Annotated in this window: 12 protein-coding genes; 10 read left to right on the forward strand and 2 right to left on the reverse strand. The window is 39.9% G+C overall.

The window, feature by feature from the left end; translation table 11 throughout:
* Positions 1-67 precede the first annotated feature (67 nt).
* Positions 68-1,576 carry a guanosine-5'-triphosphate,3'-diphosphate diphosphatase gene (gene gppA / locus M997_RS02540; RefSeq protein WP_064718544.1) on the reverse strand — a complete coding sequence of 503 codons (1,509 nt, stop codon included), beginning with the start codon at positions 1,574-1,576 and terminating at the stop codon, positions 68-70.
* A 3-nt stretch (positions 1,577-1,579) separates the two neighbouring features.
* A complete protein-coding gene (rhlB, locus tag M997_RS02545; protein WP_064718545.1) occupies positions 1,580-2,878 on the reverse strand; it encodes an ATP-dependent RNA helicase RhlB in 1,299 nt (432 codons plus the stop codon).
* Between the two features lie 119 nt (positions 2,879-2,997).
* Here rhlB and trxA point away from each other — a divergent pair, with 119 nt between their 5' ends.
* The 10 genes from trxA (at position 2,998) to rffA (ending at position 14,024) form a co-directional block, all read left to right on the forward strand.
* Positions 2,998-3,324 (forward strand): thioredoxin TrxA, encoded by a 327-nt coding sequence (gene trxA / locus M997_RS02550; protein WP_064718546.1) that lies wholly within the window; start codon positions 2,998-3,000, stop codon positions 3,322-3,324.
* Positions 3,325-3,874: 550 nt separating this feature from the next.
* Complete coding sequence (gene rho, locus M997_RS02555; RefSeq protein WP_064718547.1) at positions 3,875-5,134, forward strand: transcription termination factor Rho; 1,260 nt, start codon at positions 3,875-3,877, stop codon at positions 5,132-5,134.
* A gap of 397 nt (positions 5,135-5,531) precedes the next feature.
* Positions 5,532-6,623 (forward strand): UDP-N-acetylglucosamine--undecaprenyl-phosphate N-acetylglucosaminephosphotransferase, encoded by a 1,092-nt coding sequence (gene wecA, locus M997_RS02560; protein ID WP_064718548.1) that lies wholly within the window; start codon positions 5,532-5,534, stop codon positions 6,621-6,623.
* 22 nt (positions 6,624-6,645) lie between these two features.
* The gene (gene wzzE, locus M997_RS02565) at positions 6,646-7,710 is read left to right on the forward strand and encodes an ECA polysaccharide chain length modulation protein (RefSeq protein WP_082918370.1); all 1,065 of its coding nucleotides are present in this window, start codon (positions 6,646-6,648) and stop codon (positions 7,708-7,710) included.
* Positions 7,711-7,827: 117 nt separating this feature from the next.
* The gene (gene wecB, locus M997_RS02570; RefSeq protein WP_064718550.1) at positions 7,828-8,958 is read left to right on the forward strand and encodes a non-hydrolyzing UDP-N-acetylglucosamine 2-epimerase; all 1,131 of its coding nucleotides are present in this window, start codon (positions 7,828-7,830) and stop codon (positions 8,956-8,958) included.
* Positions 8,955-10,217, forward strand: a complete 1,263-nt coding sequence (wecC, locus tag M997_RS02575) for a UDP-N-acetyl-D-mannosamine dehydrogenase (protein ID WP_064718551.1) — start codon at positions 8,955-8,957, stop codon at positions 10,215-10,217. Before wecB ends, wecC begins: the two co-directional genes overlap by 4 nt.
* Positions 10,208-11,281 carry a dTDP-glucose 4,6-dehydratase gene (rffG, locus tag M997_RS02580; RefSeq protein WP_192876373.1) on the forward strand — a complete coding sequence of 358 codons (1,074 nt, stop codon included), beginning with the start codon at positions 10,208-10,210 and terminating at the stop codon, positions 11,279-11,281. Before wecC ends, rffG begins: the two co-directional genes overlap by 10 nt.
* A 20-nt stretch (positions 11,282-11,301) precedes the next feature.
* Entirely contained in the window at positions 11,302-12,183 is an 882-nt protein-coding gene (rfbA, locus tag M997_RS02585; protein WP_064718553.1) for a glucose-1-phosphate thymidylyltransferase RfbA, read from the forward strand.
* Positions 12,161-12,892 (forward strand): dTDP-4-amino-4,6-dideoxy-D-galactose acyltransferase, encoded by a 732-nt coding sequence (gene rffC, locus M997_RS02590; RefSeq protein WP_064718554.1) that lies wholly within the window; start codon positions 12,161-12,163, stop codon positions 12,890-12,892. Before rfbA ends, rffC begins: the two co-directional genes overlap by 23 nt.
* 1 nt (position 12,893) lies before the next feature.
* Positions 12,894-14,024 (forward strand): dTDP-4-amino-4,6-dideoxygalactose transaminase, encoded by a 1,131-nt coding sequence (rffA, locus tag M997_RS02595; protein WP_064718555.1) that lies wholly within the window; start codon positions 12,894-12,896, stop codon positions 14,022-14,024.
* The last annotated feature ends 1 nt before the right edge of the window (position 14,025 follow it).

A 14,025-nucleotide genomic window follows, 5' to 3' on the forward strand; every position in this document is an offset into this window, starting at 1 on the left:
CCCTTTATCGATTAATAGATAAGGGGTTTCGTTTTAAATTTTTTGCTTCAACACCAATTAAAACGCATTAATCCATACGTGAACTATTTTGTTCTTCAATAATAAGAGGCCAATGGATATAGCTTTGTAATTGTATCTCTTCTTGAAGATTTTCAGCACGTAAAGGATGCTCTATAAGCCATTGATGAGGCAGTGTAATTACTAATTTTTCATCTTCTGTTCGTAAACGAAGTGCTGGCAGTGTGTCATCACGGCGCCGGCTAGCAAAAATAATAGCTAGTCGTAATAAGCGGACTAATCGGTATGCCTGATTGATTGGTAACGCATTTTGGTGATTAAGTGGCGCTAAATCGATAATACCCGTTTGGTTTCTCAATAGAGAAGCTAATAAACGTCGTTGTGCTGGCGTATAGCCCGGTAAATCTAAGTGAGAAATTAGATAACTAGCATGTGATGGTGCTTGGCGAAAATCTACACTAAGACCAATTTCATGTAGTGCGCTAGCGCTATTAAGTAATTCACGACAACGATTATCCAATTGCCAGCTTTTACTTACCTGAATAAAAAAGTGTTCGGCAAGTTGTTGAACGCGATGAGCTTGTTCGATATCAATTTGAAAACGGCGTTGAACATTACGCAATGTGCGTTGACGAATATCTTGTTCAATAGGCAAATGTAACATGCCATAAACCAAACCTTCGCGTAGTGCACCACCGGCAAGGATCATGTTTTCAATATGAAGCGTTTCAAAAATAGCGATTAAAATCGCAAGGCCGCTAGGAAAAACTAGTGCCCTTTCAAAGGTTAAACCTTCAATTTCAAGCTCTTCTAGTTTTCCACATTCAATCGCTTTATGTTTAAGATGCTCTAATTTAGGTAAGGTGATAAGTTCATCCATACCTTGTGCAATCATTATCTCTTGCAGTGCTTGAACGGTACCTGATGCACCGACACACACTTGCCACCCTTGCTGAATTAATTTATCAGCAACAGGTGCAAGGATTGCTTTAGCGGCATCTTGAGCTTGTTTGAAATTTTCTTGTGTTAAAGAGCGATCACTAAAATAGCGCTCTAACCAAGTTACGCAGCCCATACCAAGGCTCATTAACTGCGTGGTTTTAGCCCCTGTTCCTGTAACCAGCTCGGTACTACCACCACCAATATCAACAACTAAGCGTTGTTCTGCTCCGCCTGTGGTATGTGCTACACCACGATAAATAAGACGAGCTTCTTCCTCACCACTAATAACATGAATGGTATTACCTAAAATTTCAGATGCTTTAGTGACAAAAGTTTCTGCATTTTTGGCGATACGCAGTGTTGCAGTTGCAACAACTCTGATTTGGTCTGTAGGAATATCACGTAGATATTCTGAAAAAAGTTTTAGACATTGCCAGCCACGCTCCATTGCTTGCTCTGACAATTCATTCTCTTCATTTAGACCTGCTGCAAGGCGAACTTTACGTTTAACACGATAAAGAACCTGTATTGAACCTGCGATTTCACGAACAACTAGCATATGAAAGCTATTTGAGCCTAAATCGATAGCAGCATAAAGTGATGAGGATTTCAGCATAATTTATGAGTGACTCTGGCGTTTAGGTCGGTTATTACGTTGAGTATTATTTCCTCTACGAGGTGCCGCATTATTACGACGAGGCTGACCTTGGCGAGGACGATGACGACGTTTAGGTTCCGGTAATTCGGTTAACAACGCGTCACTGTTATATTTACTCACAGGAATTGAGTGTTGAATATACTCTTCTATCGAAGGTAAATTCAGGGCATATTCTTCACAAGCTAAGCTAATGGAATTACCGCTGTTACCTGCGCGTCCTGTTCTTCCGATGCGGTGAACATAATCTTCACAATCATCAGGTAAATCATAGTTGAAGACATGAGTTACTGAAGGAATATGTAATCCTCGCGCTGCAACATCGGTTGCAACCAAAATATCAAGATTACCTTGTGTAAAGTCTTCTAAAATACGTAGCCGTTTTTTCTGTGGAACATCACCTGTTAATAAGCCAACGCGGTGTCCATCGGCTGCAAGGTGCGCCCAAATATCATCACAACGGTGCTTGGTATTGGCGAAAATAATACAGCGTTCAGGCCACTCTTCTTCAATAAGAGTCTGAAGAAGACGCATTTTTTCTTCATTTGATGGATAAAACAGCTCTTCTTTAATGCTAAAGCCCGTTTTTTGTTCTGGTTCAACTTCAACATATTCTGGATTATTCATTTGCTCAAATGCTAATTCTCTTACACGGTAAGAGAGTGTCGCTGAAAATAGCATGTTCATTCGTTCTGCCGCGATAGGCATACGACGAAAAATCCAACGAATATCTTTAATAAAACCAAGGTCATACATTCTATCTGCTTCATCAAGTACTACAACTTGAATTGCACTTAGATTGATGTGGCCCTGCTTTACATAATCAATTAGGCGGCCTGTTGTACCAATAACGATATCAACGCCACTACTTAAGACTTTAAGTTGTTCGTCATAGCCATCACCACCATAGGCTAGACCCATTTTAATGCCTGTGCATTGCGCAAGCGCTTGTGCATCAGAGTAAATTTGTACTGCTAGCTCACGTGTTGGAGCCATAATTAAGGCACGAGGTTGATTAGTTACGTGACCTTCTTTTGCTGGATGCGTTAAAAGATAATGAAACGTTGAAGTTAAAAACGCCAACGTTTTTCCTGTTCCTGTTTGGGCTTGCCCGGCAATGTCTTGACCTTTCACAGTGATAGGTAACGTCAATGCCTGAATTTGTGTACAATTAGAGAACCCTTTTTTCTCAAGGGCTTCTATCACTTTTGGATGCAAGGCGAAGTCGGAAAACTTCTTTTCTGTCAAATATGTTTTGCTCATAATGTAATAGAATATCAGTTATGGGTTGCATTACAAAAGTTTATCCGCTGAAATGCAGGCAGACTTTTGTTGTTTAATGTTACACTGGTACGGTCAATATTATTCTTTGGAGTAGAACAATGAGCGATAAAATCCTTCACTTATCTGACAGCAAATTCGATGCTGATGTATTACAAGCAACCGGCCCCGTGCTCGTTGATTTCTGGGCTGAATGGTGCGGCCCGTGTAAAATGATTGCTCCTATTCTAGATGAAGTTGCAACAGAATACGCAGGTAAATTAACAGTAGCGAAATTAAATATCGATGAAAACCCTGCTACTGCACCAAAATACGGTATTCGTGGCATTCCTACACTGATTTTATTCAAAAACGGTGCAGTTGCTGCAACTAAAGTGGGCGCACTGTCAAAAACTCAACTGAAAGAGTTTTTAGACGAAAATATCTAATTTGATTTAGATAACAAAAATAAAGTAGGACGTTTAGATGTTGTCGGTATTTCTGTTATTGACCGCTAGACGTCCGCTTAGAAGCATGATAAGTTAGCGCCACTTGCTTACATAATACATCGGATTTTCTTGTTTATTTGATTAGACACAATTAAATAAGTCTGAAATACTGAGTATCTCAAATATTGAACAAGTATTTGAATATAAGTAATCTGTATATAAGCAATCTGAATTCATCTAACCAGTCAAGTTGCCTTAGAATAATCTATAGTATTCAAGGAATATAAAATTTTTCCAATATGTTCCTAACCCATATGTTGAAAGTACAATCATTTCATTATTACAATGGATGTCACTTTTCTGGATATGATGCTGACTGGTCTATATAAAAGTATCATCATACACTCTAGCATTATCATTTATGTTATATACCAATGTTAGAAAGTAGTAATCTGTAATTTTACACATGACGAAACTGACAGCGATTCGCTGTTATACTATTCACGTTCATAGTTCGAGAGTTACCCCGAGTTATTAAGAACCCACCATTATGAATCTTACCGAATTAAAAAATACGCCGGTATCAGAACTGATAGCACTTGGCGAAAATATGGGGCTAGAGAATCTGGCTCGAATGAGAAAGCAGGATATTATTTTCTCTATTTTGAAGCAGCATGCTAAAAGTGGAGAAGATATTTTCGGTGACGGTGTGCTGGAAATACTACAAGATGGCTTTGGTTTCCTACGTTCAGGAGACAGTTCCTACCTTGCAGGCCCCGATGATATCTACGTTTCTCCTAGTCAAATTCGCCGTTTTAACCTTCGCACTGGTGATACCATCGCAGGGAAAATTCGTCCTCCTAAAGAAGGTGAACGATATTTTGCCCTCCTAAAAGTTAATGAAGTTAACTTTGATAAACCAGAAAATGCCCGCAGTAAAATCCTCTTTGAAAACTTAACACCTTTACATGCTAATAATCGCTTACGCATGGAACGTGGTAATGGTTCTACAGAAGACTTAACCGCGCGAGTGCTTGATTTAGCCGCACCAATTGGTCGTGGACAACGTGGTCTTATCGTTGCACCGCCTAAAGCGGGTAAAACAATGTTACTGCAAAATATTGCAGCCAACATCGCTCATAACTATCCTGATTGCGTATTGATGGTTCTTCTTATTGACGAACGTCCTGAAGAAGTAACAGAAATGCAGCGCTTAGTTAAAGGTGAAGTTATTGCATCGACCTTTGACGAACCTGCTTCTCGTCATGTGCAAGTTGCTGAAATGGTAATTGAAAAAGCAAAACGTTTAGTTGAGCATAAAAAAGACGTTATCATTTTATTAGACTCCATTACGCGTTTAGCGCGTGCTTATAACACCGTTGTTCCTTCTTCAGGAAAAGTGTTAACGGGGGGTGTGGATGCTAACGCATTACATCGTCCTAAGCGTTTCTTTGGCGCGGCACGTAATGTTGAAGAAGGTGGAAGCCTGACCATTATTGCAACTGCGCTGGTTGATACGGGCTCTAAAATGGATGAAGTTATCTACGAAGAGTTTAAAGGCACAGGTAATATGGAGTTACACCTGTCGCGTAAGATTGCTGAAAAACGTGTTTTCCCAGCGATAGATTACAACCGCTCAGGTACGCGTAAAGAAGAATTACTCACATCACAAGACGAGCTACAAAAAATGTGGATCCTGCGTAAAATTATTCATCCAATGGGTGAGATTGATGCAATGGAGTTCCTCATTAATAAATTAGCTATGACAAAAACGAATGAAGAGTTCTTCGACTTTATGAAACGTTCATAATATTCATATAGAAAACGAGATCATCATAAAGAAAAAATGATGGAACAGTGTGCGCTATTACAAAAATAAGTAATATCACCTCAATTTATATGCTGTTAAGCTCGTTTACTTTGTGTGAATAACGATATGATAAAAACGCCACAAATTTTTGTGGCGTTTTTTTATATGGATTATTTATTGATTGCAATAGATGAGATCTCGAACTTGGTACATATATTGCCTGTTTATTATTTTTGATAAAAATAGCGATGGCATCAATGCAAATAGTTAAGGAAAACTTATTATTGATGAAGGGTGGTGGGTTACTGAGTTAACTCGTCGTGGTACAGGCTGGAAAAGAATAAAAAAACAATGGATGAGTAAATAACCAGCTATATTTATTATAGAGAACAGTACTGTGGATATACTAAAAATGAGCACAAGTGTTTTATATGTGTTCTTATTTTCTTTCGCATTTTTATTTGTTGCACGTAAAATCGCAAAGAAAATTGGACTCGTGGATAAACCTAACTATCGTAAACGGCATCATGGATTGATCCCTCTTGTAGGCGGGATATCAGTCTATTTTGGTATTGTTTTCGCATTCTATATTTCAGATTTATATATTCCTAATAAGGAACTTTATCTGGCATGTGCGGGACTTTTAGTTTTTGTTGGTGCCTTAGATGACCGTTTTGATATTAGTGTAAAAATAAGAGCGACAATTCAAGCATTTGTGGGGATTGCCATGATGGTGTGGGGAGGGTTGAAATTAGATTCTCTCGGTCATGCGTTTGGTCCTTGGGATATGCATTTAGGGCCTTTTGGCTATATTGTTACTCTCTTCGCTGTTTGGGCTGCAATTAATGCTTTCAATATGGTTGATGGTATTGATGGACTCTTAGGAGGCCTTTCTTGTGTCTCTTTTGGTGCTTTAGGTATTTTGTTATATCAAAGCGGTAACTCAGCCCTCTCATTCTGGTGTTTCTCCTTTATTACCGCGATCTTACCTTATATTTTATTAAATTTAGGCGTGTGTGGTAAAAAATTCAAAGTCTTTATGGGTGATGCGGGTAGTACACTTATTGGCTTTACCATTATTTGGCTATTGGTTTCATCAACACAAGTTGAACCTCATCCGATTAATGCGGTTACTGCGTTATGGATAATTGCTATTCCTCTTATGGATATGGTGGCAATTATGTATCGGCGTTTACGTAAAGGAATGAGCCCTTTCTCACCAGACCGTCAACATATACACCATCTTATTATGAGAGCCGGTTTTACTCCTCATCAAGCCTTCATTCTAATTACGGTAGCGGCGGCCTTATTAGCGGCAATTGGTATTATTGGCGAAAACCTATCATTTGTGCCTGAATGGGTAATGTTGGCATTATTCTTGCTTGCATTTGTAATGTATGGTTACTGCATTAAACGCGCGTGGCGAGTCGCTCGTTTTATTAAACGACATAAGCGTCGCCTACGTAAAGCAACACAACTTAAGCATTAATAAGCAGAGGTTTTGTAACGTGATGAACTCGGAAAATAACGCTTCCCGACAAGGTGTTTCACCTGATAATGAACTCGATATTCGGGGTCTTTGTTGCACACTTTGGTCAGGAAAAATTTGGATTATAGGGTTCGCTCTGCTTTTTGCTGTTGTGGCTCTCGGTGCATCTTATTTGATGCAACCGAAATGGAGTGCTCTCGCAATGACAGAGAAACCGACAGTTAATAACTTAGGTAGTTATTACTCTCAGTCTCAATTTTTACGTAATCTTGATACACAAATTAATCCTTCAACGTTTAATTCATCATTGAGTATTTCAGATGAAGCTTACCAAGAGTTTATTACTCAAATAGCCGCTTTTGATACTCGTCGTGAATTTTGGTTGCAAACAGATTACTACAAGCAACGTAAAGAGAGTGATGAGCAGGCAAATGCAGCGCTATTGGACGAGTTGATTAACAATATTCAATTTATACCAGCAGATGAGAAAAAGTTGGTTAATGATCAACTAAAATTAATTGCTGAAACCTCGAAAGAAGCTAGCCAACTATTAAACGAATACATTGCTTTCGCTAATAAACGCGCTTCAACTCATCTTAATGAAGAGGTGATTGCGGCTTGGGCAACCAGAACACAATCGATGAAAGCATTGGTTAAACGTCAAGAAATGGCAGCTCGTGCTGCTTATCAACGTCAGATTAATTTATTAGAGCAATCAATGAAAATTGCTGAGAAACAAGGAATTTCTCAAAAACAGACATCGATTGCTATGGATGAGTTACCTGATTCTAAGTTATTTATGTTAGGTGTTCCGCTTTTACAGTCGCAACTAGAAACCTTGATTGCTACGGGGCCAGATTTTGATAGCGATTATGATCAGAATACGGCAATGTTAGCGACCCTCGCTGTTGGTGCAAAATTACAAGATAACTTCCAAACTTACCGTTTTTTACGTACACCTGAAGATCCGGTGAAACGAGATAGCCCGCGTCGTGCCTTTATAATGGTACTTTGGGGTGCTATTGGTGTTTTAGTCGGAGCCGGTGTTGCACTGACAAGACGTAAGTCATTAAAAAATAATAATTAATTTTATCTGTTATGACAATAACGAGGCATCAGGTGTATCTGCACCTGATGTGCTGAGAATAAGGGCATATTGCTTTCCCAAAAATAAGCAATATAACAATGAAAAAAGAGAGCCACTGTGAAAGTGTTGACTGTTTTTGGCACACGCCCTGAAGCGATAAAAATGGCACCTTTAGTGCACGCTTTAGCAAATGATAATTCGTTTGAAGCAAAGGTATGTGTTACGGCCCAACATCGAGAAATGCTTGATCAGGTATTAAATCTTTTTGAGATCCAGCCAGATTATGATCTCAATATTATGAAACCAGGACAAGATTTAACTGATATTACTTGCCGTATCTTAGAAGGGCTAAAACCTGTTTTAGCTTCATTTAAACCCGATGTTGTTTTGGTACATGGTGATACAACAACGACGATGGCTGCGAGCTTAGCGGCGTTCTATCAACGAATTCCAGTTGGTCATGTTGAAGCTGGGTTACGCACTGGTAATCTTTACTCACCTTGGCCTGAAGAGGCAAATCGGACAATTGCAGGACATCTTGCAATGTATCACTTTGCTCCTACAGACACAGCAAAACAAAATCTTATTCGTGAAGCCGTTGCTGATAAGAATATTTTTGTTACAGGAAATACTGTGATTGATGCACTCTTTTGGGTGAGTAATCGAGTCATGGGAAACCAAGTGCTACGTGATGAGCTTGCGGTTCACTATCCATTTATTCAGCCAGATAAAAAAATGATCCTAGTCACGGGTCACCGTAGAGAGAGTTTTGGTGGTGGATTTGAACGTATTTGCCAAGCATTAGCTGAAATTGCGTTGGCACATCCTGATGTTGAAGTGGTTTATCCTGTCCATCTTAACCCTAATGTCAGTGAACCGGTTGAACGAATCTTGCATGGCATTGAAAATATTAAATTAATTAAGCCACAGGATTATCTGCCATTTGTTTATTTAATGAATCATGCCTATCTTATTTTAACTGACTCAGGTGGGATCCAAGAAGAAGCACCTTCATTAGGCAAACCCGTTCTTGTGATGAGAGATACCACAGAACGCCCAGAGGCAGTTGAAGCAGGTTCAGTTCGTTTAGTTGGAACTGATACTAAACGGATAGTAAGTGAAGTAACTACTTTATTGACAGACGAAAACGCGTATCACCAAATGGGTAAGGCAACAAACCCTTATGGTGATGGTCATGCCTGCCAACGTATTCTTGAAGCATTGAAAAAAAATCAGGTGACATTATGAGTTTTGAAACTATTTCTGTTATCGGCCTCGGCTACATTGGTTTACCTACTGCGGCAGCTTTTGCCTCTCGCAAGAAAAACGTCATCGGTGTTGATGTTAATCAGCATGCTGTTGATACCATCAACAAAGGTCAAATTCACATTGTTGAGCCTGATCTTGATAAAGTGGTAAAACAAGCCGTGGAAGAAGGTCATTTAAAAGCCTACACCACACCACAACCTGCGGACGCTTATCTTATTGCGGTTCCAACCCCGTTTAAAGGTGATCACGAGCCAGATTTAGCTTATGTAGAATCTGCCGCGCGTTCTGTGGCTCCTGTGCTTAAAAAAGGTGATTTAATTATTTTAGAATCCACATCACCTGTGGGCACAACAGAACAAATGGCAGAATGGTTAGCGCAGGCGCGTCCTGATTTAACTTTCCCACACCAACAAGGTGAAGATGCTGATATTGATATCGCTTATTGCCCAGAGCGTGTATTACCGGGACAAGTAATGATTGAGCTTATCCGTAATGACCGTGTTGTGGGAGGTATGAACCGTAAATCGTCAGAACGGGCTAGAGAATTATATAAAATTTTCCTTGAAGGTGAGTGTGTTATCACTAATGCGCGTACCGCAGAGATGTGTAAGCTAACTGAAAATAGCTTCCGCGATGTTAATATCGCATTTGCCAATGAATTATCACTCATTTGTGCTGACCAAGATATTAATGTTTGGGAACTGGTTAGTTTGGCAAACCGTCATCCTCGCGTAAATATTTTACAACCAGGTCCAGGCGTAGGCGGACACTGTATCGCTGTTGACCCTTGGTTTATCGTGTCACAAAATCCAAAACAATCTCGCTTAATTCACACTGCACGTTTAGTTAACGACGGTAAACCAGTGTGGGTTATTGATCAGGTAAAAGCGGCGGTTGCTGATTGCCTAACTGAAACTGGAAAACGTGCTAACGAAATTAAAATCGCATGTTTTGGTTTGGCATTTAAACCCAATATCGATGATTTACGTGAAAGCCCAGCGATGAATATTACTCAACAAGTGGCAAATTGGCACAGTGGAACGACTTATGCTGTTGAACCGAATATTCACGAATTGCCGACTAAACTGAAAGGTATTACAGAATTAGTGTCTACTGAACAAGCATTAAAAGAAGCTGATATTGTGCTAATGCTGGTCGACCATCAACAGTTTAAAGCAATTCCGGGCAGCAAAGTAACGCAAAAATGGATTGTAGATACCAAAGGAGTATGGCGTTGAAACGCATTCTAGTTACAGGTGGAGCCGGTTTTATCGGCTCTGCTGTTGTTCGACATATTATTGATGACACCACAGATAGTGTTGTTGTTGTAGATAAACTGACTTATGCCGGTAATCTTGAATCATTAACAACGGTTGCAACCAGTGATCGTTATGCTTTTGAACAGGTAGATATCTGCGACAGAGCAGCACTGGATCGTGTATTTGCGCAATATCAGCCGGATGTAGTGATGCATTTAGCCGCCGAAAGTCATGTTGATCGCTCTATTGATGGCCCTGCGGCATTTATTGAAACCAATATTGTGGGTACTTACACGTTATTGGAAGCGGCTCGCCACTTTTGGCAAGTTTTGCCAGAAGAAAAAAAGAGTGCATTCCGTTTTCACCATATCTCAACAGATGAAGTGTATGGCGATTTAGACGGCACGGATGATTTCTTTACTGAAACTACACCTTATGCACCAAGTAGCCCTTATTCTGCATCTAAGGCCTCTAGTGATCATTTAGTTCGTGCGTGGTTACGTACTTATGGCTTACCAACCGTCATTACGAACTGCTCGAATAACTATGGTCCTTACCATTTTCCTGAAAAATTAATCCCATTAATTATTTTAAATGCGATTTCAGGCAAGCCATTACCTGTTTATGGTAAAGGTGAACAGATCCGTGATTGGCTCTATGTTGAAGATCATGCTCGTGCGCTGTATTTAGTCGCAACAACAGCACAACCGGGTAAAACTTACAATATTGGCGGACATAACGAACGCCGTAATATTGATGTGGTTAAAACAATTTGTGATCTATTGGAAGAGTTGTATCCAACAAAACCCGCAGGCGTTGAAAAATACGTGGATTTAATCACATATGTGAAAGACAGACCTGGTCATGACCTGCGTTATGCCATTGATGCTGCAAAAATTGAAGCCGAATTAGGTTGGGTTCCACAAGAAACCTTTGAATCAGGTATTCGTAAAACAGTGCTGTGGTATTTAAATAACCAGACATGGTGGCAACGCGTTCTCGATGGCTCTTATGCGGGTGAACGTTTAGGGCTTGGAAACTGATTGAGTAAAAAGGATAGATGATGAAAGGTATTATTCTGGCTGGTGGCTCTGGTACGCGATTACATCCAATAACGAAAGGGGTGTCGAAGCAGTTGTTGCCTATCTATGATAAGCCAATGATCTATTACCCATTATCTGTGCTGATGTTAGCAGGTATTCGAGATATTTTAATTATCACCACACCTGATGATCTCACTTCATTCCAACGTTTATTGGGTGATGGTTCTGCTTTTGGGGTTCATCTTCATTATAAAGTTCAACCTTCACCTGATGGATTAGCCCAAGCCTTTATTTTAGGTGACGAATTCATTGGTGATGACCATTGCTGTTTAGTGTTGGGTGATAATATCTATTTTGGCCAAGGATTTAGTCCAAAACTAAAACAAGTTGCTCAGCGTGAACGCGGTGCTACGGTCTTTGGTTACCAAGTGATGGATCCTGAACGATTTGGTGTTGTTGAATTTGATGATGATTTTCGCGTGTTATCGATAGAAGAAAAACCCGAAAAGCCTAAATCTAACTGGGCTGTTACTGGGCTTTATTTCTACGATAATCGAGTGGTGGATTTTGCAAAACAAGTAAAACCCTCTATTCGTGGAGAGCTTGAAATTACCTCTATCAATCAAATGTATCTGGAATGTGGCGAGTTAAATGTTGAACTTTTAGGCCGTGGTTTTGCATGGCTTGATACAGGTACTCATGACAGCCTAATTGAAGCTAGCACCTTTGTTCAAACTGTAGAAAAACGTCAAGGATTCAAAGTGGCTTGCCTTGAAGAGATTGCTTGGCGTAATGGTTGGCTAACTGACGAGCAAGTAAGAGAAAGCGCTAAATCACTGTCTAAAACGGGCTATGGCCGTTATCTACTGGATTTATTACATGTCCGTCCTCGCCAATATTAATCATTTAGAGTGGGAAAGTGAGTTTTTTTCCCTTAAAACTGGGCGTCTTGAATTTAGTCCTCAGGCGCCTGTTTTAACACATAAACAACTTGATGAGTTCGGTGTGGTTCATGCCAAAGTTGCATCACATGAGTTATCTCTAATTGATGAATTGGGTCACTTTGGCTTTCGATTTGCTGAAGGTGAAATCGATTTCAAACTCTCAGTTGGCACAGAAAATGCTACAGAAAATAGTTGCAAACAAGTAACGGCGCAAACATCACAATTTCGAGGAGCAAATGAAAGCGATATCGATTTATTGATGACAACTGCTCGCGAAGTTTTTGTACAAAGCCGTTTTAGAACCCCTTGGTATCAACCTGATGATAGCGGTCGTTTTTATGCGCTATGGGTGAAAAAAGCCGTTTTAGGCACTTTTGATAACACCTGCTTATTGACGATTGATAGCAATAACAGAGTCAGTGGTTTTGTTACTTTGCGCCGAGTTTCAGAGAGTGAAGCAAGAGTGGGCTTACTTGCTGTAATGCCCAATAGAACAGGACAAGGCATCGGTAAGCAACTGATGTCGGCAGCGAAGTTTTGGTGTCAACAGCAGGCATTATCAACCCTGTATGTTGCAACACAGATCAGCAATATTGCAGCTTCGCGTTTATACACACACAGTGGTGCTTTAATAGAGAGCACCACCTATTGGTTATACAGGGGATAATATGATTCCGTTTAATAAACCACCCGTTGTCGGCACAGAATTAGAATATATGAAACAAGCTATGGAAAGTGGCAAACTCTGTGGCGATGGCAACTTCACAAAAAAATGTGAAAAGTGGTTAGAAGAACAATTTCATTGTCATAAAACACTGTTAACGCCATCTTGCACTGCATCGTTAGAAATGGCTGCTATCTTATTGGATATCAAGCCTGGCGATGAAGTCATTATGCCTAGTTTTACCTTTGTTTCGACCTCTAATGCTTTTGTATTACGCGGTGCTACTATCGTTTTTGTCGATATTCGTCCAGATACCATGAATATTGATGAAACAAAAATTGAAGCGGCAATTACCAATAAAACTCGTGCGATAGTTCCTGTTCACTATGCTGGTGTAGCGTGTGAAATGGACACTATTATGGCGATAGCTAAAAAACATAACTTGTTTGTGATTGAAGATGCGGCACAGGGTGTGATGTCTACCTATAAAGGTAAGGCACTTGGCACTATTGGTCATATCGGTTGCTATAGTTTTCATGAAACTAAAAACTACTCATCCGGTGGTGAGGGTGGTGCAACCCTGATTAATGATCCAGCCTTAATTAATCGTGCCGAGGTTATTCGTGAAAAAGGGACTAACCGTAGTCAATTTTTCCGCGGTCAGGTAGATAAATACACATGGCGCGATATTGGCTCGAGTTATTTAATGTCTGATTTACAAGCAGCTTATTTATGGGCACAACTTGAAGAAGCCGAGAAAATTAATGAACGCCGCCTTGCATTTTGGCAGATTTATTATGATGCATTAACGCCATTAGCAGCCAAAGGTTTATTAACGCTGCCAGTGGTTCCAGAAGGATTAGAGCACAATGCACATATGTTCTATATCAAACTGAAAGATATCGAACAACGTACTGAATTTAATGAATATATGAAAGAACATGGCGTATTAACCGTATTCCACTATGTTTCATTACATACCAGCCCCGCAGGTATGGAGTTTGGTCGTTTTGATGGTGAAGATATTTTCACTACAAAAGAAAGTGAGCGTTTAGTCCGTTTGCCGATGTTCTACAATATGACAGAAGAAGAACAGCAGACTGTTATTGGTCATATTCGCGACTTCTTTGCCTAAT

The sequence above is a fragment of the Proteus hauseri ATCC 700826 genome (assembly GCF_001654965.1).
Lineage (GTDB): Bacteria > Pseudomonadota > Gammaproteobacteria > Enterobacterales > Enterobacteriaceae > Proteus > Proteus hauseri.

Coding starts and splice junctions, on each gene's coding strand:
- rffC (WP_064718554.1), top strand. CDS start 12,161: ATGTCCGTCCTCGCCAATATTAATCATTTAGAGTGGGAAAGTGAGTTT.
- rffA (WP_064718555.1), top strand. CDS start 12,894: ATGATTCCGTTTAATAAACCACCCGTTGTCGGCACAGAATTAGAATAT.
- rffG (WP_192876373.1), top strand. CDS start 10,208: ATGGCGTTGAAACGCATTCTAGTTACAGGTGGAGCCGGTTTTATCGGC.
- wzzE (WP_082918370.1), top strand. CDS start 6,646: ATGAACTCGGAAAATAACGCTTCCCGACAAGGTGTTTCACCTGATAAT.
- trxA (WP_064718546.1), top strand. CDS start 2,998: ATGAGCGATAAAATCCTTCACTTATCTGACAGCAAATTCGATGCTGAT.
- wecC (WP_064718551.1), top strand. CDS start 8,955: ATGAGTTTTGAAACTATTTCTGTTATCGGCCTCGGCTACATTGGTTTA.
- rhlB (WP_064718545.1), bottom strand. CDS start 2,878: ATGAGCAAAACATATTTGACAGAAAAGAAGTTTTCCGACTTCGCCTTG.
- rho (WP_064718547.1), top strand. CDS start 3,875: ATGAATCTTACCGAATTAAAAAATACGCCGGTATCAGAACTGATAGCA.
- rfbA (WP_064718553.1), top strand. CDS start 11,302: ATGAAAGGTATTATTCTGGCTGGTGGCTCTGGTACGCGATTACATCCA.
- gppA (WP_064718544.1), bottom strand. CDS start 1,576: ATGCTGAAATCCTCATCACTTTATGCTGCTATCGATTTAGGCTCAAAT.